The organism is Kitasatospora purpeofusca (genome assembly GCF_042691725.1).
Classification (GTDB): Bacteria; Actinomycetota; Actinomycetes; order Streptomycetales; family Streptomycetaceae; genus Kitasatospora; species Kitasatospora purpeofusca_B.
The window spans coordinates 1,248,578-1,270,975 of sequence record NZ_CP170483.1 but is presented as its reverse complement, the minus strand read 5'-3'; the positions used below and the strand labels follow the sequence as shown (position 1 = coordinate 1,270,975).

General features: G+C 77.3%; 1 protein-coding gene. It reads left to right on the top strand.

Annotation, left to right across the window (positions count from 1 at the left end):
- The first annotated feature begins 26 nt into the window (after positions 1–26).
- A complete protein-coding gene (locus tag ACFCLZ_RS05185; RefSeq protein WP_380283483.1) occupies positions 27–22,364 on the top strand; it encodes an SDR family NAD(P)-dependent oxidoreductase in 22,338 nt (7,445 codons plus the stop codon).
- The last annotated feature ends 34 nt before the right edge of the window (positions 22,365–22,398 follow it).

Genomic DNA, 22,398 nt, shown 5'->3' with positions numbered 1-22,398 from the left:
CGTTCGATCGAGGAGTCGGAGTAGAAGTGGCCGAGTCGGAAGAGAAGCTGCGGGCCTACCTCAAGCGGGCCGTCGCCGACGCGCGGGACGCGCACCGGCGGGTACGGGAGCTGGAGGAGCAGGGCCGCGAGCCGATCGCGATCGTGGGCATGGCCTGTCGCTTCCCGGGCGGGCTGTCGACGCCGGAGCAGCTGTGGGAGTTCGTGGCGGGCGGCGGCGACGCGATCGGCGCCTTCCCGACCGACCGGGGCTGGGACCTGGAGGCCCTGTACGACCCCGACCCCGACGCCCCCGGTACGGCGTACGTCCGCGAGGGCGGATTCCTCTACGACGCCGCCGACTTCGACGCCGGCTTCTTCGGGATCTCGCCGCGCGAGGCGCTGGCGATGGACCCGCAGCAGCGCCTGCTGCTGGAGATCTCCTGGGAGGCCGTCGAGCGCACCGGCATCGATCCGGGCACCCTGCGCGGCAGTCGCACCGGGGTGTACACCGGGATCAACTGGCTCGACTACACCACCGTCCTCGCCCGGACGGCCAAGGGCCGGGACGGAACGCTGGGCATGGCCAACGCCGCCAGCCTGCTCGCCGGCCGGGTGTCCTACGTCCTCGGTCTGGAGGGGCCGGCGGTGACGGTGGACACGGCGTGCTCCTCGGCGCTGGTCGCGCTGCACCTGGCGGTCGGCGCACTGCGCTCGGGGGAGTGCGACCTCGCGCTCGCCGGCGGCGCCACCGTGATGTGCACCCCGGAGACGTTCGTCAACTTCAGCCGACAGCGCGGCCTCGCCCCGGACGGCCGCTGCAAGCCGTTCTCGGCGGCGGCCGACGGCTTCAGCCCGGCGGACGGGGCGGGCCTGCTGGTGGTCGAGCGCCTCTCGGACGCGCGCCGCAACGGACACCCCGTGCTCGCGGTGGTGCGGGGCAGTGCGGTGAACCAGGACGGGGCGAGCAACGGATTGACGGCGCCGAACGGCCCGTCGCAGGAGCGGGTGATCCGTCAGGCCCTGGAGGCCGCCGGCCTGGCCGCGCGCGACGTGGACACGGTGGAGGCGCACGGCACCGGCACTCCGCTGGGTGACCCGATCGAGGCGCAGGCGCTGCTGGCGACGTACGGGCGGGGCCGTCCGGAGGACCGGCCGCTCTGGCTGGGTTCGGTGAAGTCGAACATCGGGCACACCCAGGCGGCGGCGGGTGTGGCGGGTGTGATCAAGACGGTGATGGCGCTGCGGCACCAGGAACTGCCGCGCACCCTGCACATCGACGCCCCCTCGCCGCACATCGACTGGGAGACCGGCAACGTCCGGCTCCTGACCGAGCCGGTGGCCTGGCCACGCTCGGAGCGCCCGCGCCGGGCCGCCGTCTCGTCGTTCGGCGCGAGCGGCACCAATGCGCATGTGGTGTTGGAGGAGGCGGCGGAGGCGGAGGCCCCGGCGGCGGCCGAGGCGGTCGGCGGGGTGGTGCCGTGGGTGCTGTCGGCGCGGTCGGCTGCGGCGCTGCGGGAGCAGGTGGAGCGGCTGCGGGAGTGGGCGGTGGCGCATCCCGGCGTCGACCCGGTGGATGTCGGCCGGTCGCTGGTGACGGGTCGGGCGGTGTTCGAGCACCGGGCGGTGGTGGCCGGCGGGTCGGTGGCTGAACTGGTCGACCGGTTGGGTGAGGTGGCCGGGGGTGAGTCGGCTGCGGTGGCGGGTGCGTCGGGTGCGGTGTTCGTGTTCCCGGGTCAGGGGTCGCAGTGGGCGGGGATGGCTGTCGAACTTCTGGACGCGTCACCGGTGTTCGCGGCGGCAGTCGGGGAGTGTGCGGGGGTGATGGACCCGCTGACGGACTGGTCGCTGCTGGAGGTGCTGCGCGACGGTTCGGGCGCGTTGCTGGATCGCGTGGATGTGGTGCAGCCCGTGCTGTTCGCGGTGATGGTGGGTCTGGCGCGGTGGTGGGAGTCGTGCGGGGTGCGGCCGGCGGCGGTGATCGGGCATTCGCAGGGCGAGATCGCCGCCGCGCACGTGGCGGGGCTGCTGTCCCTGGAGGACGCGGTTCGCGTGGTGGTGTTGCGCAGCCGGGCGCTGCGCGGGGTGACGGGCGGCGGGATGCTGTCGGTCGGCGTCAACGCGGAGCGTGCCGCCGAACTCGTCGCCGAGGACGGGCGGTTGTCGTTGGCGGCGGTGAACGGGCCGTCGAGTGTGGTGCTGTCCGGGGAGATCGAGGCGCTGACCGCCGTGGTGGAGCGGTGTGAACGCGACGGCGTGCGGGCACGCTGGATTCCGGTCGACTACGCCTCGCATTCGGCGTACATGGACGCGGTGCGCGACGAGGTCGTCGAACTGTCCTCGGGTGTGCGGCCGTTGGCCGGCCGGGTGCCGATGTTCTCGACGGTGACCGGCGAAGCTGTCGACTCGCCGGACCAGCTGGCGGGTTCGTACTGGTTCGACAACCTGCGCGGCACCGTCCGGTTGGATGCGGCGGTGCGGTCTGCGGTCGCCGCCGGGCACACGCTGTTCGTCGAGTGCAGTCCGCACCCCGGGCTGGTCGTCCCGGTTGCGGACCAGCTGGAGGATGTCCCGGACGCTGCGGTGCTGGAGACCCTGCGCCGTGGCGAGGGTGGTCCCGCGCGTCTGGTGACGGCGTTGTCGGCGGCCTTCGTCGCGGGCCTGCCCGTCGACTGGACCACCCTGCTCCCCGCCGGGCGGCACGTCGATCTGCCGACCTACGCCTTCCAACACCGCCGCTACTGGGCCGAGCCCGACCCCACGGACGGCGTAGGCGCCGGCTGGGGCCAGTCGGCCGTGGAGCACCCGGTGCTGGGCGCCGCCGTCGAGTTGGCCGACGGCTCCGGGACGGTCCTGACCGGCAGGTTCTCCACCGCCACCCACCCGTGGCTCGCCGACCACGCCGTGCTCGGCACGGTCATCGTCCCGGGCACGGCCTTCCTCGAACTCGCCCTCCGTGCAGGGGCCGAGGCCGGCTGCCCGGTGATCGACGAACTCACCCTGCACACCCCGCTCGTGCTGTCCGATACCGAGGGCGTGCGGATCCAGGTCACCATCGAGGACCCGGACGAGGCCGGCGCCCGTGCGATCGGCATCCACTCCCGGCCGGAGAACGCGCCTGCCGACCAGCCCTGGACCCGACACGCGGCCGGCCTGCTCGCCGCCGCCCCCGAAGCCCCGGCCGAAGCTCAGGTCGAGGTCCCGGTCGGCGAGGCGGCTCCCGAGCAGTGGCCCCCGCCAGGCGCCCGGCCGGTCGATGCGGACGACCTCTACGAGCGCGCGGCGGCGGCGGGCTTCGACTACGGCCCGCTGTTCCAGGGCCTTCGGCAGGTCTGGCGGCGCGGCACCGAACTGTTCGCCGAGGTCGAACTCCCCGAGGAGGGCAGCGCCGACGCCGAGCGCTTCGCGCTGCACCCGGCCCTGCTCGACGCCGCCATGCACCCGATGCTGGTCCGGGACGACCCGGACGCGCCCCTCCAGGCCGGCCTGCCGTTCTCCTGGACGGCGGTCCGGCTGGACACCCGCCACGGCCGCGCTCTGCGCGTGCGGCTGACGGCGGGCGCGGCCGGCGGGATCTCGCTGAGCGCCCACGACGAGGACGGCCGGGCGGTCGTCTCCATCGGCTCGGTGGCCGTCCGGCCCGTCTCCGCCGAGCTGCTGCGGACCGCCGACGCGCCGCTCCGCGACTCCCTGTTCGAACTCCACTGGAAGGAGACGGAGTTCGCGTCCGGAACGGGGTCCGGCACGGCCGTCGCCCTGGACGACGCCCCCGCGCTCCTCGACGACCCCGAGGCCCGGCTCCCGGAGGCCGTCCTCGTGCGCGTGCCCTCCGCCGACGGCCCGGAACCCGCGTGGGCGCACGAGCTCACCGCGCGCGTCCTCGACCTCCTGGGCCGCTGGCTGGCCGACCCCCGGACCGCCGACACCCGTCTCGTCCTGCTGACCACCGGCGCGGTCGCGGTCGACGGGGGCGAACAGATCGCCGACCTCGCCTCGGCCGCCGTCTGGGGGCTGGTCCGCTCCGCGCAGGCCGAGCACCCCGGGCGCTTCGTGCTGGTCGACGCCGACGCCGACACCTCCGAGGAGGCCGTGCTCGCGCAGGCCGCCTCGGGCGAGAGCCAGCTCGCGCTGCGCCGTGGCGCCGCGTTCCTCCCCGGCCTGGTCCGGGCCGCCGCCCGCCCCGAGGACACCGGCTTCACACCCGCGCCCGAGGGCACCGTCCTGATCACCGGCGGCACCGGTACCCTCGGGGCCCTGCTGGCCCGCCACCTGGTCGCCGAGCGCGGCGTGCGCCGGCTGCTGCTGCTCAGTCGGCGCGGTGCGGACGCGCCCGGTGCGGCCGAGCTGGCCGCCGAACTCGCCGAGCTGGGCGCCGACGTGCGCATCGAGGCCTGCGACGCGGCCGACCGCGAGGCCCTCGCCCGGGTGCTCGCCGCGATCCCCGCCGAGCACCCGCTGACCGCCGTTGTCCACGCGGCCGGCGTGCTCGACGACGGGGTGGTCCAGGCCATGACGCCCGAACGGCTGGCCGCCGTGCTGCGCCCCAAGGCCGACGCCGCCTGGAACCTGCACCGGGCCACCCGTGATCTGGACCTGAACGCCTTCGTCCTGTTCTCCTCGGCCGCCGGCCTGATCGGCAACCCCGGGCAGAGCAACTACGCCGCCGCCAACGCCTACCTCGACGCCCTCGCCCGCCACCGCCGAGCCCACGGCCTGCCCGCGACCTCGCTCGCCTGGGGCTGGTGGGCCGACGGCAGCGAGATGACCGCAGGACTCGGCACGGCCGACCGGCGGCGGATGACGAGCCTCGGCGTCCTGCCGCTCTCCGCCGAGCAGGGCTGCGCGCTCCTCGAAGCGGCGACCAACCGTGCCGAGCCCGTCCTCATGCCGGTCCGGATGGACCTCGCCGTGCTGCGCCGCGCCGACGCCGACGCGCTGCCCGCGCTGCTGCGCGAGCTCGCCCGGGTGCCCCGCCGCCGTGGCGCCGCGGCCGGCGGAAGGACGCGGTCGGGCGCCCTGACGGCCCGCCTGGCCGGCCTGCCGGCGGCCGAGCGTCGGCACCTGCTGCTGCGGACCGTGTGCACCCACGCCGCCGCCGTGCTCGGACACGGTGACGAGGACGGCATCGAGGATAGCCGCGCGTTCCGCGAGCTGGGTTTCGACTCGCTCACCGGGCTCGAACTGCGCAACCGGCTGAGCGGCGCCGTCGGCCTGCGCCTGCCCGCGACGCTCGTCTTCGACTACCCGACCCCGAGGCTGCTGGCCGGCCGCCTGGCCGACCTGCTGGCCGACGGCGCGACCCCGGCGGGCGTGTCCGCCCGGCCCGTGCCGGTGGCTTCGGACGAGCCGATCGCCATCGTCGGCATGGGCTGCCGGCTGCCGGGCGGTGTGACCTCCCCGCAGGAGCTGTGGGACCTGGTCGCCGGCGGTGTCGACGCACTCACCGACTTCCCCGCCGACCGGGGCTGGGACATCGACCGGATCTTCGACCTCGACCCCTCGCGCCCGGGCAGCACCTACGTGCGGACCGGCGGATTCGTCGACGCCGCCGCCGAGTTCGACGCCGAGTTCTTCGGGATCTCGCCGCGCGAGGCGCTGGCGATGGACCCGCAGCAGCGGCTGCTGCTGGAAGCCTCCTGGGAGACCGTCGAGCACGCGGGCATCGACCCGGAGTCGCTGCGCGGCAGCCGCACCGGCGTGTTCGCGGGTGCGATCTACTACGACTACGCGACCCGGCTGAACCGGGTGCCGGACGAGTTGGAGGGCTACCTCGGCAACGGCAACGTCGGGAGCGTCGCCTCGGGCCGGGTGGCCTACGCGCTGGGCCTCGAAGGGCCGGCGGTGACCGTCGACACGGCCTGCTCGTCCTCGCTGGTCACGCTGCACCTGGCCTGCCAGGCGCTGCGCGCCGGTGAGTGCGACCTGGCGCTCGCCGGCGGCGTCACCGTGATGTCGACACCCGCCGTCTTCGTCGACTTCGCCCGCCAGCGCGGGCTGGCGGCGGACGGCCGGTGCAAGCCGTTCGCGGCGGCGGCGGACGGGACCGGCTGGGGCGAGGGCGTGGGCCTGTTGCTGGTCGAGCGGCTGTCGGACGCGGTGCGCAACGGGCACCCCGTTCTCGCGGTGGTGCGGGGCAGTGCGGTGAACCAGGACGGGGCGTCCAACGGTCTGACGGCGCCGAACGGTCCCTCGCAGGAGCGGGTGATCCGGGCGGCGTTGGCGAGCGGGGGACTGGCTCCGGCGGACGTCGACGCGGTGGAGGCGCACGGTACGGGCACGACGCTGGGTGACCCGATCGAGGCACAGGCGCTACTGGCCACCTACGGCCAGGACCGCCCCGAGGACCGTCCGCTGCGGCTCGGTTCGGTGAAGTCGAACATCGGGCACACCCAGGCGGCGGCGGGTGTGGCGGGTGTGATCAAGATGGTGATGGCGCTGCGGCACGGGGTGCTGCCGAAGTCGCTGCATGTGGACGCGCCGTCGCCGCATGTGGACTGGTCGGTGGGCGCGGTCGAGCTGCTGGCGGAGGCGGTGGAGTGGCCGGAGACGGGGCGGCCGCGTCGGGCCGGGGTGTCCTCGTTCGGGATCAGCGGCACCAACGCGCACGTGATCATCGAACAGGCCCCGGAGTCGGTGGGCCAGGACACCCTTCCGGAGCAGGACTCGCCCGCCGCATGGGTGGTCTCCGCGCGCACCGAGAGCGGGTTGCGTTCCCAGGCCGCCCGGCTGCGCGACTGGGCCCGCGAGCACCCGGAGGCCCAACTCGCCGACGTCGCGGCCGTACTGGCCTCGGGGCGGACGGCCATGGCGCACCGCGCGGTGGTCCTCGGCCGGGACGCCACCGAACTGTCGGCGGGCCTGGCGGCGTTGGCGGCGGGCGAGTCCGAGCCTGCCAATGTGGTGACCGGTGCCGTGGTGCGTGGTGCGGGGCGGACGGCGTTGGTGTTCACGGGTCAGGGGGTGGGCTGCCGGGGTGTGGGGCGTGAGTTGTACGACGTGTTCCCGGTGTTCGCGGCGGCGGTGGACGAGGTGTGTGGGGCGTTCGAGGGGGTGGTGCCGTTCTCGGTGCGGGAGGTGTTGCTGGGGGAGGCCGGGGGCGCGGACGGCACGGGGGTGGTGCAGCCGGTCCTGTTCGCGTTCGAGGTGGCGTTGTACCGGTTGTGGCGTTCCTGGGTCGGGGTGCCGGAGGTGGTGTTGGGGCATTCGTTGGGCGGGATCGTGGCGGCGTATGTGGCCGGGGTGTTCTCGTTGGAGGGTGCGGTGGCGTTGGTGGCGGCGCGGGCCCGGTTGATGGGGGAGCTGCCGTCGGGTGGGGCGATGTTGGCGGTGGGGGCGAGTGAGGCGCAGGTGGTGGCGCTGCTGGCCGAGAGTGGTGTTGGTGTGGTGGGGGTGGCGGCGGTGAACGGTCCGGCGTCGGTGGTGGTGTCGGGTGAGGCCGAAGCCGTGGAGGCGGTCCGGGCGTTGTGCGGGGAGCGGGGGTGGCGGTCCTCGCGGCTCGCGGTGTCGCACGCGTTCCATTCGGTGTTGATGGAGCCGGTGGTCGCGCAGCTGCGCGAGGTCGTCGCGGGCATCACGCTCGCGGAGCCGTCGATCCCGTTGGCCTCGGACGTGACGGGCCGGATGGCGACGGCTGCGGAGGTCCGTGACCCGGAGTACTGGGTGCGTCAGGTCTGCGAGCCGGTGCGTTTCGCGGACGCGGTCGCCTCGGCGAGGGCCGAGGGCGCCTCGGTGTTCGTGGAACTGGGTCCGGAGGCGGCGCTGACGCCGATGGTCGTGGAGTGCACGGCCGGGACCGACACCGCCGCCGTCCCCGTCCAACAGCGGGGCCGCGACCGGGCCGTCGCCCTCCGGACGGCGCTGGCCCGGCTGTTCGTCCGCGGCGGAGCGGTCGACTGGACGGCGGTGACGGGTGTCGACGCGGCCACCGCCCGCCGCCGCGTCGGCGAGTTGCCGACGTACGCGTTCGAGCGGCAGCGTTTCTGGCTCGACGCCGGCACCGGCGCGGGCGACGCCGCCGGCCTGGGGCAGGGGGCGGTGGACCACCCGCTGCTGGGCGCGGTGGTGGGCCTCGCGGACGGCGACGGCGTGCTGTTCACCGGGCGCCTCTCGCTCGACACCCATCCGTGGCTCGCCGACCATACGGTGCTCGACACCGTGTTGGTGCCCGGGGCGGCCTTCCTCGAACTCGCGCTGCACTCCGGCGCCCGGCTCGGCTGCGCACGTGTGGACGAACTGACACTGGTGGCGCCGTTGGCCGTGCCGAGGACCGGGGGAGTGCAGGTCCAGGTCACCGTCGGCGCGCCCGACGCGTCCGGCCTGCGGCCGGTCACCGTGCACGCCCGCCCCGAGCGGACCGAAGGAGCCGGCGGGCCGGACGGTGCCTGGACGCTGCACGCCACCGGCGCGCTGGCCCCGGACCAGGACGCCGAGGACGCCGAGGGCACCCCGGAGCAGCAGGCGCTCGCCGTCTGGCCGCCGGCCGGCGCGGTACCGGTCGAGGTGGACGAGCTGTACGCCGACGCGGCCGACGCCGGGGTGCGCTACGGCCCGTCCTTCCACGGGCTGCGGGCGGCCTGGCAGCGCGGTTCCGAGCTGTTCGCGGAGATCGTCCTCCCCGAGGAGGCGGCCGGCGGCCGGTTCGGGCTGCACCCGGCCCTGATCGACGCCGCCCTGCACCCGCTCGGGCTGACCCCGGCGGCGACCGAGGGGGCCGAGGACCTCGGCACCCGGGTGAGGCTGCCGTTCTCCTGGCGCGGTGTGCGGCTGCACGCGGGCGGCGTCCGGGCGCTGCGGGTGCGCCTGCTGCCGCTGGACGCCGACACGATCGCCGTCGCGGCGGTGGCCGTGGACGGCCGGGCCGTCCTCTCGGTCGAGGGCCTGACGGTGCGCGCGCTCTCCCGGGACCAGTTGCCGACGGCCGCGGCGCCCGCCACCGAACACCTCTTCGACCTGGACTGGGCCCAGGCCCCGGCCGTCGAACCGCCCACGCGCTGGGCGGTCGTGGGCGGCGGGAGCGACCCGGAGCCGGCCGCGTTCGCGGCACGGTTCGCCGCCCCCCGGTACCCGGACCTCGCCGCGCTCGCCGCGGCGGTCGACGCGGGCGCGCCGCTGCCCGACGCGGTCCTGCTCGCCCCCCGGTCCGGCCAGGACCCGGCCACCGAACCCGCCGCCGATCCCACCACCGGGCCGGAGGCCGTCCGGGCCGCCGTGCACGAGGCGCTCGCCGTCGCGCAGACCTGGCTCGCGCAGGAGCGGTTCGCCGCCGCGCGCCTGGTGGTCACGACCCGCGGCGCGCTCGCCGTGAACAGCACCGAGCTGCCCGACCCGGCCGCCGCCGCGGTGTGGGGCCTGATCCGGGCCGCGCGCTCGGAGCACCCCGACCGCTTCGCCCTCCTCGACCTGGAGGCGGGTCTCGACCTGGCGGCGGGTGCCGGGCGGCCGGACGGCACCGACCCCGCCGACGCCCGGCTCGACGCGATTGCCGCGGCCGGCGCCCTGCCCGAGGCGGCGCTGCGCGGCGCGGCCCTGCTGGTGCCCCGGCTGCGCCGGGCGCCGGCCCTCCCGGCCGCCCCCACCCCGCCGGAGCTCGCGGACGGCGGCACTGTGCTGGTCACCGGCGGCACCGGAGCCCTGGGCGCCCTGGTGGCCCGACACCTCGTCGCGGCGCACGGCGTGCGGCATCTGCTGCTGGTGTCCCGGCGCGGCGCCGACGCCCCCGGGGCGCGGGAGCTGGGGGACGAACTCGCCGCGGCCGGTGCCCAGGCCGGCTTCGCCGCCTGCGACGTCGCCGACCGCGCCGAGCTGGCGCGGGTCCTCGCGGCCGTCCCGGCCGAGCACCCGCTCACCGCGGTGGTCCACCTGGCGGCCGTGGTCGACGACGGCCTGCTCCCGGCGCTGACCCCCGAGCGGGTGACGCGCGTCCTGCGGCCCAAGGCCGACGCGGCGTTGCACCTGCACGAGCTGACGGCCGGTCTGGACCTGCGGGCGTTCGTGCTGTTCTCCTCGGCCGCCGGCCTCACCGGCAACCCGGGGCAGGCCGCCTACTCCGCCGCCAACCTGGTGCTCGACGCGCTCGCGCAGCGCCGCCGCTCCCTCGGCCTGCCCGCCGTCTCGCTGCAGTGGGGCCTGTGGGAGCAGGACAGCGCGCTCACCGCCGGTCTCGGCGCGACCGACCGGCAGCGGATGGCCCGCTCCGGGGTCGAGCCGCTGGACGCCGGGCTCGGCCTCGCCCTGTTCGACGCGGCGCTGGCCCGGCCGGAGGCCGTCCTGGCGCCGGTCCGGCTCGACCCGGCCCGCCTCGACGGGGACGACCTGCCGCCCGTCCTGGCCGGTCTGGCCGCCCGCCGGCCCGGGGCCGCCCGCCCTGGCCCCGGCACCGGCCGCGCCCTGGTCCGCCGGCTGGCCGCCGCCCCGGCGGCCGAGCAGGAACGGCAGCTGGTCGACCTGGTGCGCACCCACGCCGCCGCCGTCCTCGGACACCCGGACGGCGGGGCGATCGACCCGGACCGCGCGTTCAGCGAGCTGGGCCTCGACTCGCTCGCCGCGCTCGAACTGCGCAACCGGCTGAACGGCGCGGTCGGCCTGCGGCTGCCCGCCACCGTGCTGTTCGACCACCCGTCCGCCGGCGCCCTCGGTCGGCACCTGCGCGCCGAACTGCTCGACGCGCCGCGCCGCCCGCGCGCCGCCGCCCCGGCCCGGGTGGTCGACGAGCCGATCGCGATCGTCGCCGCCGGCTGCCGCTACCCCGGCGGGGTGGCGAGCCCGGAGGACCTCTGGCGGCTGGTGCACGAGGGCTCCGACGCCATCGCGGCCTTCCCCGACAACCGCGGCTGGGACGTCGAGAACCTGTTCCACCCCGACCCGGACCACCCCGGCACCTCGTACGTCCGCGAGGGCGGGTTCCTGTACGACGCCGACCGCTTCGACCCCGGGTTCTTCGGGATCAGCCCGCGCGAGGCGCTGGCCATGGACCCGCAGCAGCGCCTGCTGCTGGAGGCCTCCTGGGAGGCGATCGAGCGGGCGGCCATCGACCCGCGCTCGCTGCGCGGCAGCCGCACCGGGGTCTTCGCCGGCCTGATGTACGCCGACTACGCGTCCCGGCTGGCCGCCGTCCCCGAGGGCGTCGACGGCTACCTCGGCAACGGCAGCGCCGGCAGCATCGCCTCCGGGCGCGTCGCCTACACCCTGGGCCTGGAGGGCCCGGCGGTGACGGTCGACACCGCCTGCTCCTCCTCGCTGGTCGCGCTGCACCTGGCCTGCCAGGCGCTGCGCCGGGGGGAGTGCGACCTCGCCCTGGCCGGCGGGGTGACGGTGATGTCGAGCCCGGCGACCTTCGTCGAGTTCTCCCGCCAGCGGGGCCTGGCCCCGGACGGGCGCTGCAAGTCCTTCGCGGCCGGCGCCGACGGCACGGCCTGGTCGGAGGGCGTGGGCCTGCTGCTGGTCGAGCGGCTCTCCGACGCGCGGCGCAACGGCCACCCCGTCCTCGCGGTGGTCCGGGGCAGCGCCGTCAACCAGGACGGCGCGAGCAACGGCCTCTCCGCCCCCAACGGCCTCGCCCAGGAGCGGGTGATCCGCGACGCCCTCGCCCAGGCCGGGCTCGCCCCGGCCGAGGTCGACGCGGTCGAGGCGCACGGCACCGGCACCGCCCTCGGCGACCCGATCGAGGCGCACGCGCTGCTCGCCACCTACGGCCAGGACCGGCCGGCCGAGCGGCCGCTGCGCCTCGGCTCGGTGAAGTCGAACCTCGGCCACACCCAGGCCGCCGCGGGGGTGGCCGGCGTGATCAAGATGATCATGGCGATGCGGCACGGCGAACTGCCCGCCACCGTGCACGTGGACGCGCCCACCCCGCACGTGGACTGGGCGTCCGGCGCCGTCTCGCTGCTCACCGAGCCGGCGCCCTGGCCGCAGGCCGGCCGGCCCCGCCGGGCCGGGGTGTCCTCCTTCGGGGTCAGCGGCACCAACGCGCACGTGATCCTGGAACAGGGCGATCCGGCCGAGGAGGCCGCGGCCCCGCTCCCCGAGCCGGAGCCGGAGCCGTCCGCGCTGGTCTGGCCGCTGTCCGGCGCGACCCCGGCCGCCCTGCGCGAGCAGGCCGGCCGGCTCCGCGCCCACCTGGCGGCGCACCCCGCCGCCCGGCCCGCCGACACCGCCCACGCGCTGGCCACCACCCGCGCCGCGCTCGACCACCGCGCCGTGATCGTCGCCGCCGAACCGGCCGAACTCCTCGCCGGACTCGACGCGTTGAGCGCCGGCGAGGCACACCCCGGGCTCGTCACCGGCGCCGCCGGGCAGCCCGGCCGGACGGTCTTCGTGTTCGGCGGGCAGGGCTCGCAGTGGGCCGGCATGGGCGCCCGACTGCTGGACCGGTCCCCGGTGTTCGCCGAGCACATCCGCGCCTGCGACGCCGCCCTCGCCCCGCACACCGACTGGTCGCTGCTCGACGTGCTGCTGCGGCGCCCCGGGGCCGCCTCGCTGGAACGCGTCGACGTCGTCCAGCCCGCGCTGTTCGCCGTCATGGTGTCCGTCGCCGCGGTGTGGCGCTCGCTCGGCGTCGAACCGGCCGCCGTCGTCGGCCACTCCCAGGGCGAGATCGCCGCCGCCCAGGTGGCCGGCGCGCTCACCCTGGAGGAGGCCGCCCGGATCGTCGCCCTGCGCAGCCGGGCCCTGCGCGCCATCGCGGGCGGCGGCGGCATGATGTCGCTGGCCGCGGCGGCCGGACAGGCCGAGGAGCTGATCGCCGACCTGGCCGGGCGGCTCGGCATCGCGGCCGTCAACGGACCCGGCGCGGTGGTCGTCTCCGGCGACGCCGCCGCCCTCGACGAGCTGGCCGGGCGGTGCGGGGCTCAGGGCCTGCGCACCCGCCGGCTGCCGGTCGACTACGCCGCGCACTCCGCCGCCGTCGAGGCCGTCCGCGACGAACTCCTCTCCGGCATCGGCGACATCGCCCCGAGGCCGACCCCGGCGGTGGCGTTCTACTCGACCGTCACCGGCGAGCCGATCGACGGCACGGCGCTGGACGCCGAGTACTGGTACCGCAACCTGCGCGAGACCGTCGCCTTCGAGCGGGCCACCCGCGCGCTGCTGCGCGACGGGTACACGACGCTGGTCGAGACCAGCCCGCACCCGGTGATGGCCCCGGCGGTCGAGCAGACCGCCGAGGAGGCCGGGACGGACGCCCTGGTCGTCGGCTCGCTCCAGCGCGACGCGGACACCCTGCACCGCCTGCTGACCGCGGCGGCCGCCCTGTCCGTGCGCGGTGTGCCCGTCGACTGGGCGGCGCTGCACGCGCACCGCACACCGTCGCGCACCGACCTGCCCACCTACGCCTTCCAGCGCGAGCGCTACTGGCTGGAGCCCGCCCCGGCCGCCGCCGACGCCGAAGGGCTCGGCCTGCGCTCCGCCGACCACCCGCTGCTCGGCGCCGCCCTCGCCCAGGCCGGGGACGACCGGCACCTGTTCACCGGCCGGATCTCGCTGCCCACCCATCCCTGGCTCGCCGACCACGCCGTCCTCGGCACGGTGCTGATCCCCGGCACGGCGATCGTCGAACTCGCCCTCCAGGCAGGGCAGTCGGCGGACTGCACGGTGATCGAGGAGCTCACCCTTCAGGCGCCGCTGACCCTGCGCGAGCGCGCGGCCGTCCAGCTCCAGGTCCACCTCGAAGCCCCGGACGAGGACGGGCGCCGCGCGCTCACCGTGCACGCGCGCCCCGACACCGCCGCGCCCGGCCCGTGGACCCGGCACGCCGCCGGCGTCCTCGCGCCCGCCCGGCCCGGCGAGGAGCCCGCCGCCGCCGACGGGGCGTGGCCGCCGGCCGGCGCCGAACCGCTGGACACCGACGGCCTCTACGAGCGGCTGGCCGCCGCCGGCTACCAGTACGGCCCGCTGTTCCGCGCGGTGCGCGCCGCCTGGCGGCACGGCGGCGACCTGCTCGCCGAGGTCGCCCTGCCCGGGGACGACCACGACGCCGGGCGGTTCGCGCTCCACCCCGCGCTGCTCGACGCCGCCCTGCACAGCGCCGGGGCGCTCGACGCCGCGGACGGCGAGGGCCGGGGCGTCGGCCTCCCGTTCGCCTGGACGGGCGTACGCCTGTACGCGGTCGGCGCCCGCACGCTGCGCGTCCGGCTCGGCCGCACCGGCCCGGACGCCGTCACCCTCGCCCTGACCGACCCGGCCGGCGCCCCCGTCGCCACCGTCGACACGCTGCTCTCCCGGCCGCTCACCGCGGCCGGCCTCGCCCCCGCCCGCACCGGCGCCGACGAGGACCTCCACCCCGTCGCCTGGCCGCCGCTGGCGCTGCCGCAGCCCGCCCCGCTCGGCAGCTGGGTGCTGGCCGGGCCCGACGAACTCGGCGCCGCGGCGGACCTGCGCGCGGCCGGCGCCACCGTCACCACGCTCGCCGACCCGGCCGCGCTCGACCCCGGCGCCCCGCTGCCCGACGCCGTCGCGCTCACCTGCGCCACCGACGGCGGCCCGCAGGCCGTCCACACCGCCACCCGGCGGGTGCTGGCGTTCCTGCGGTCCTGGCTCGCCACCGAGCGGTTCGCCGCCACCATGCTGGTGGTGCTCACCCGCGGCGCCGTGCCCGGCCCGTACGGGGAAGCGGTCGAGGACCTCGGCGCGGCCGCGGTCTGGGGCCTGGTGCGCTCCGCGCAGACCGAGCACCCCGGCCGGATCGTGCTGGTCGACCTCGACCGGCACCCCGACTCCCACACCGCCCTCGGCGCGGCCCTGGCCACCGGCGAGCCCCAGCTCGCCCTGCGCTCCGGCACCGCGGCGGCGCCCCGGCTCACCCGGACCGGCCCGGCGGAGCGCCTCCCGGTGCCCGCCGGAACCGACGCCTGGCGCCTCGACCTGACCGGCACCGGGACCGTCGACGGCCTGGCCCTGGTGCCCCACGAGGACGGTGTCCGCCCGCTCGCCCCCGGCGAGGTCCGGGTCGCGCTGCGCGCCGCGGGCCTCAACTTCCGCGACGTCGTGGTCGCCCTCGGCATGGTGGCCGACACCCGGCCGCCCGGCGGCGAGGGCGCCGGCGTGGTGGTCGAGGTCGGCGCCGAGGTCCACGACCTCGCCCCCGGCGACCGCGTCATGGGCCTGTTCTCCGGCGGCACCGGCCCGCTCGCGGTGACCGACCGCCGCCTGCTCGCCCCCGTCCCGGCCGGCTGGACGTACCCGCAGGCGGCGAGCGTGCCGGTGGTGTACCTCACGGCCTACTACGGCCTGGTCGACCTCGGCCGGGTCCGGCCGGGCGAGTCGCTGCTGCTGCACGCCGCGAGCGGCGGCGTCGGCATGGCCGCCCTGCAACTCGCCCGCCACTGGGGCCTGGACGTCCACGGCACCGCCTCGCCCGCCAAGTGGCCGGTCCTGCGCGCCCTCGGGCTGGACGACGAGCACCTCGCCTCCTCCCGGGACCTCGACTTCGAGGAGCGGTTCCGCACCGCCCGCGCCGGGCGGGGCTTCGACCTCGTGCTCAACTCGCTCGCCCAGGAGTACGTCGACGCCTCGCTGCGCCTGCTCGGCCCCGGCGGCCGGTTCCTGGAGATGGGCAAGACCGACATCCGCGACCGCGACGCGGTGACCGCCGCCCACCCCGGCACCGACTACCGGGCGTTCGACCTCATGGACGCGGGCGCCGACCGCATCCAGCAGATCCTGACCGAACTCGCCGCCCTGTTCGCCGACGGCACGCTCGCCCCGCTGCCCGTCACCACCTGGGACGTCCGCGACGCCGTCGCCGCCTTCCGCCACCTGAGCCAGGCCCGGCACACCGGCAAGATCGTGCTGACCCTGCCGCCCACCGTCACCGGCGCCGCCGCCGACCCGCACGGCACCGTCCTGATCACCGGCGGCACCGGCACCCTCGGCGCCCTGCTCGCCCGCCACCTCGTCACCGAGCACGGCGCCCGGCACCTGCTGCTGACCAGCCGCCGCGGCCCGGCCGCCGACGGCGCCGCCGAGCTCGCCGCCGACCTCACCGCCCTCGGCGCCGAGGTGCGGATCGCGGCCTGCGACGCCGCCGACCGGGACGCGCTGGCCGCCCTGCTCGCCACCGTCGACCCCGGGCACCCGCTGACCGCCGTGGTGCACGCGGCCGGCGCCATCGACGACGCCGCCCTGCACGCGCTCACCCCCGAACAGCTCGGCCGGGTGCTGCGCCCCAAGACCGACGCCGCCTGGAACCTGCACGAGCTGACGCTCGGCCGGGACCTGGCCGAGTTCGTGCTCTTCTCCTCGATGGCGGGCACCTTCGGCGGCGCCGGACAGGCCAACTACGCGGCCGCCAACGCCTACCTGGACGCGCTCGCCCAGCACCGCCGCTCCCGGGGCCTGGCCGCCACCTCGCTGGCCTGGGGCCTGTGGGCGCAGGCCAGCGGGATGACCGGCCACCTCGACCGGGCCGACCTCGACCGCATCGCCCGCACCGGCGTCGCCGCCCTGGAGACCGACGACGCGCTCGCGCTGTACGACGCCGCGCGCGCCGCCGACCACCCGGCCGCGGTGCTCGCCCGTCTGGACCTCGCCGCGCTGCGCGGGGCCGACGGCGTCCCCGCCCTGCTGCGCGACCTGGTCCGCTCCCGGCCCCGGCGGGCCGCCGCCGGCCCCGACCCCGACACCGCCGCCTTCGCGCAGCGCCTGGCCCGGCTGCCCGAGGACCGGCGCCAGCAGACCCTCACCACCCTGGTCCGCCAGGAGACCGCGGCCGTCCTCGGCCACGCCGGCGCCGAGACCATCGAGCGCGGACGCCCGTTCAAGGCGCTCGGCTTCGACTCCCTCACCGCCGTCGAACTGCGCAACCGGCTCACCGCCGCGACCGGGCTGCGGCTGCCCGTCACCCTGGTCTTCGACCACCCGACCCCCGAGGTCCTCGCCGAGCACCTCGGCGCCGAACTCCTCGGCTCACCCGAGCAGTCGGCGCCCGCCCTGCCCGTGCCCCGCGCCGACGGCGCCGCCGACGACCCGGTGGTGATCGTCGGCCTGGGCTGCCGCTACCCCGGCGGCGTCGCCGACGAGCACGACCTGTGGCGGATGCTCGCCGAGGGCGCCGACGCCATCACGCCGTTCCCGCGCGACCGCGGCTGGAACCTCGACACCCTCTTCGACCCCGACCCCGACCGCCCCGGCAAGTCCTACGTGCGCGAGGGCGGCTTCATCGACGACGCCGTCGGCTTCGACGCCGAGTTCTTCGGCATCTCGCCGCGCGAGGCCGCCGCGATGGACCCCCAGCAGCGCGTCCTGCTGGAGACGGCGTGGGAGACCTTCGAGCACGCCGGCATCGATCCCACCTCGCTGCGCGGCTCCGCCACCGGGGTGTTCGTCGGCGCGATGGCGCAGGACTACCACACCGCCTCGGGCGCGGTGGCCGAGGGCCAGGAGGGCTACCTGCTCACCGGCACCGCCACCAGCGTCATCAGCGGCCGGGTCTCCTACGTGCTCGGCCTGGAGGGCCCGGCCGTCACCGTCGACACCGCCTGCTCCTCCTCCCTGGTCGCCCTGCACCTCGCGGCCGGCGCGCTGCGCTCCGGAGAGTGCGACCTCGCCCTCGCCGGCGGCGTCGCGGTGCTCACCTCGCCGCACGCCTTCGTCGAGTTCAGCCGCCAGCGCGGACTGGCGCCGGACGGCCGCTGCAAGCCGTTCGCGGCGGCGGCCGACGGCACCGGCTGGGGCGAGGGCGTCGGCCTGGTGCTCGTCGAGCGGCTCTCCGACGCCCGGCGCCGCGGGCACCGCGTCCTCGCCGTCGTGCGCGGCTCCGCGACCAACCAGGACGGCGCCTCCAACGGGCTCACCGCCCCCAACGGGCCGTCCCAGCAGCGGGTCATCCGCCAGGCCCTCGGCAACGCCGGGCTCACCCCGGCCGACGTCGACGCGGTCGAGGCGCACGGCACCGGCACCCGGCTCGGCGACCCGATCGAGGCGCAGGCCCTGCTCGCCGTGTACGGCCGCGAGCACACCGCCGACCGGCCGCTCTGGCTCGGCTCGATCAAGTCCAACATCGGCCACACCCAGTCCGCCGCCGGCATCGCGGGCGTGCTCAAGATGGTGCTCGCCCTGCGCCACGGCGAACTGCCGCGCACCCTGCACGCCGACGAGCCGACCCCGCACGTCGACTGGGCCTCCGGCCACGTCGCGCTGGCCACCGAGCACCGGGCCTGGCCGGAGACCGGCCGCCCGCGCCGCGCCGCCGTCTCCTCCTTCGGCGTCAGCGGCACCAACGCGCACATCGTCCTCGAACAGGCTCCCGAGGAGGAGCCGGCGCCCGACCGGGCCGCTGGGAGCCCCGCCCCGCAGGCGCCGGGCGTGGCCGGCGTGGTGCCGTGGCCGCTGTCCGCCCGCACCGGCGAGGCGCTGCGCGCCCAGGCCGCCCGGCTGCGGGACTGGTTCCTGCGGCACCCGGAGGCCGAACCCGCCGACGTGGCCTGGTCGTTGGCCACCGGCCGGGCCGCCTTCGACCACCGGGCGGTGGCCCGCGGCCGCGACGCCGCCGAACTGCTCGCCTCCCTCGGAGAGTTGGCCGACGGGGAGGCGGCGGCTCCGGGCGTCCTGGTCTCCGGCCCCGGACCGGTCTTCGTCTTCCCCGGCCAGGGCTCCCAGTGGCTCGGCATGGCGGCCGAACTCCTGGACATCAGCCCGGTGTTCGCGCAGGCCGTGGCCGAGTGCGCGCAGGCCGTCGACCCGCTGGTCACCGGCTGGTCGCTGCTCGACGTGCTGCGCGGCACCGACGCCCGCACCGAGCGGACGCTCGCCCGGGTCGAGGTGCTGCACCCCGTCCTGTTCGCCGTGATGGTCGGTCTCGCCCGCTGGTGGGAGTCCTGTGGGGTGCGCCCGGCCGCCGTGATCGGCCATTCCCAGGGCGAGGCCGCCGCCGCGTACGTGGCCGGCCGGCTCTCCCTGGCGGACGCCGCCCGGGTCGCGGTGATGCGGGTGCGGGCCGTGCAGACGGTCGACGCCTGCCACGGCGGCCTGCTCGCGGTGGCCCTGACCCCGGACCGGGCCCGCGCCGAGATCGACGCGGCCGGCGCCGCCGACCGGGTCTCGCTCGGCGCCGTCAACAGCCCGACCGGTGTGGTGCTCTCCGGCGACACGGACGCCCTGGCGGCGATCGCGGCCCGCTGCGAGGCGGCCGGCACCCGCGCCCGCTGGGTCCCGGCCGCCTACGCCTCGCACTCCGCGCAGATGGAGCCCGCCCGCGAGGAGATCACCCGCCTGCTCGCGGACCTGCGCCCGCTGCCGGGCCGCATCCCGATGTACTCCACCGTCACCGGCGCGCTGCTGGACGACACGACCCCGCTGGACGCCGCCTACTGGTTCGAGAACATGCGCCGCACCGTCCTGTTCGAGAGCGCGGTCGGCGCCGCCGCGGCGGACGGCCACGACGCCTTCCTCGAATGCAGCCCGCACCCCGGCCTGCTGGTGCCGGTCGGCGACACCCTCGACGGGCTCGGCGTCGGCGCGGCGGTGCTGGGCACCCTGCGCCGGGGCGACGGCGGCGCGGACCGGCTGGTCACCGCCCTGTCCGACGCCCACGCCCGCGGCCTGGACGTCGACTGGCCGGGGCTGCTCGCCCACGACGGCGCGGTGCGGGTCGACCTGCCCAGCTACGCCTTCCGGCGCCGCCGCCACTGGATCGAGCCCACCACCGCCACCGGCTCCGGAGGCGCCGGCTGGGGGCAGTCCGCGGTCGAGCACCCCGTGCTCGGCGCCGGCGTCGACCTCGCCGACGGCTCCGGGACGGTCTTCACCGGGCGGCTCTCCACCGCCGCGCACCCCTGGCTGGCCGACCACCTCGCGCTCGGCTCCGCCGCCGTGCCCGGCAGCCTCCTCGTCGACCTCGCGCTGCGGGCCGGCGGCGAGAGCGGCTGCCCGGTGCTGGAGGAACTCACCGTCCACACCCCGCTGGTGCTGCCGGCGACCGCCGGGGTACGGGTCCAGGTCGCCCTGGAGGTGCCGGACGGCACCGGCGCCCGTACCGTCGGCGTGCACTCGCGGTCCGAGGACGCGCCCGCCGAGGCCCCCTGGACCCGGCACGCCACCGGCACGCTGGCCCCCGGCGGCCACCAGCCGGCCGCCGGCCCCGAGCAGTGGCCGCCGCTCGGCGCGACCCCGCTGCCCGTCGCGGACGCCTACGAGCGGCTCGCCCGCACCGGCCTGCGGCTCGGCGCGGCCTTCGCCGGGATGCGGGCCGCCTGGCAGCGCGGCGAGGAACTGTTCGCCGAGACCGCCCACACCGGCGGCGAGGCGGAGACCGCCCGCCACGACCTGCACCCCGCGCTGCTGGAGGCGGCCCTGCTCGGCCTCGCCCCCGGCGAGCCCGCGGCCGACGGCCAGGTGCGCCTGCCGTCCGCCTGGCAGGGCGTCACCGCCGTGCCCGGGGCGCGGCCGGCCGTCCGGCTCACGCTGCGCGCCACCGGCCCGGACACCCTGGCCGTGCACCTCGCCGACGAGCAGGGGCGGTCCGTCGCGGCGATCGAGTCCGTCCGGCTGCGCTCCTGGTCGGCCGCCGAACTGCGCGCGGCGGGCCGGGAGCGCCCGGCGCTCACCCGGCTGGAGTGGGCGGCGCCGGAGCAGCCGCTCGCCGGGGCGCCCGGCGGGGCCTGGGCCGTGCTGGGCGCCACCGGCCCGCTCGCCCGCGAGCTCGCGGCCGGCGCCCACACCGACTGGACGGCCCTCGGCGCCGCGGTGGCGGCCGGACTGCCGGTGCCGGCGCGGATCGCCCTGCTGCCGGACGCCCCGGCGGACGGGGAGCCGCTGCCGCGGGCCGTCCGCGACCGGGTGCGCACCGCGCTCGCGCTGCTGCGCGAGCACGCGGCGGACCGGCGCTTCGAGGGCACCCGCCTGGTCCTGGTCACCCGGGGCGCGGTGCTCGCCGAACCCGGCGACCGCGTCGCCGACCCGGCCGCCGCCGTCCTGTGGGGGCTGCTGCGCTCGACCGGCCGGGAGCGGATCGTCCTCGCCGACCTGGACGGGCACGAGGCCTCCCCGCAGGCCCTGGCGGCAGCCGTGGACGCGGGCCTGAGCGAGTTCGCCGTCCGGGCCGGACAGGTCCTGGTACCGGTGCTCGGCCGGGCGCCCGCCGTCGGCGCGGACGCGCCGGGACTGCCGGCGGACGGCACCGTACTGGTGACCGGCGCCGCCGGCCGCCTCGGCGCCGCCACCGCCCGCCACCTGGTGGCCGTCCACGGCGTGCGCCGCCTGCTGCTCGCCGACCCCGGCCCCACGGCGCCGCAAGCGGCCGCACTGGCCGAGGAGCTGACCGGGCTCGGCGCCGCCGTCGAGCTCGCCGACTGCGACGCCGCGGACCGGGACGCCCTGGCCGCGCTGCTGGCCGCCGTGCCGGCGGAGCACCCGCTGCGCGCCGTGGTGCACGCGGCCGAAGCCCCGCACGCCGGTGGCGCCGACAGCACGCACGACGCCGAGGCCGAGCTGCGCCCGATGGTCGACGGGGCCTGGCACCTGCACGAACTGACCCGGGACCTCGATCTCGCCGCCTTCGTCCTGCACGGCTCCTGGGCCGGCCAGGCCGGCGACCCGGACCGGGTCGGGCGGGCCGCGGGCGCCGCCTTCCTCGACGCCCTGGCCCAGCACCGGCGCGCCCGGGGGCTGCCCGGCCTCGCGCTCGCCTGGGGCCCGTGGGCGGACGCCTCCGCCGAAGCCTTCGACGAGGGCGACGCCCGCCCGGACGGCCTGGTGGCCCTCGGCGAACGCGAAGCCCTGGCGCTGCTCGACGAGGCGCTCGGCCGCCCGGAGGCCGCGCTCACCCCGCTCGCCGTCGACACCGCCGCCGTGCGCCGCGGCGACCGGGGCGTGGCACCACTGCTCGCCGGTCTGGTGACCGACCGCCGGCGAGGCCCGTCGGCCGGCCCGGCCGAGTCCGGCCCCGCCGTCGCCGCCCGCCTGCTGGACCTGCCCGAGGACGAGCAGGAGCAGGCCTTCGTCGACCTGGTACGGACCGGCGCCGCCGCCGTCCTCGGCCACGCCGACCCCGAGGAGATCGACCCCGGGACGGCCTTCAAGGACCTCGGCTTCGACTCGCTCACCGCGCTCGCGGTGCGCAACCGGCTGCGCGCCGCGACCGGGCTGGCCCTGCCGGCCACGCTGGTCTTCAGCCACCCGAACCCGGCCGCCCTCGGGCGCCACCTGCGGACCCTGCTGCGCCGCGAGCACACCGTCTCCTGGGAGTCCGTGCTCGGCGAGATCGACCGGTTCGAGGCGATGCTCGCCCTGCTGGACGAACAGGACCGGGCCAAGGCGGCGCAGCGCCTGCGCGAGCTCGCCGGCGACGGGGCGGAGAACCTGGAGGAAGACCGGATCCCAGCTGTGCACGAGGCATTCGGTTCGGCCACCGACGAGGAGATGTTCGACTTCATCGACCGCGGTACCGATCGCTGACCACCCATCACGGGGCTGGGGCATCCCCGTCCCT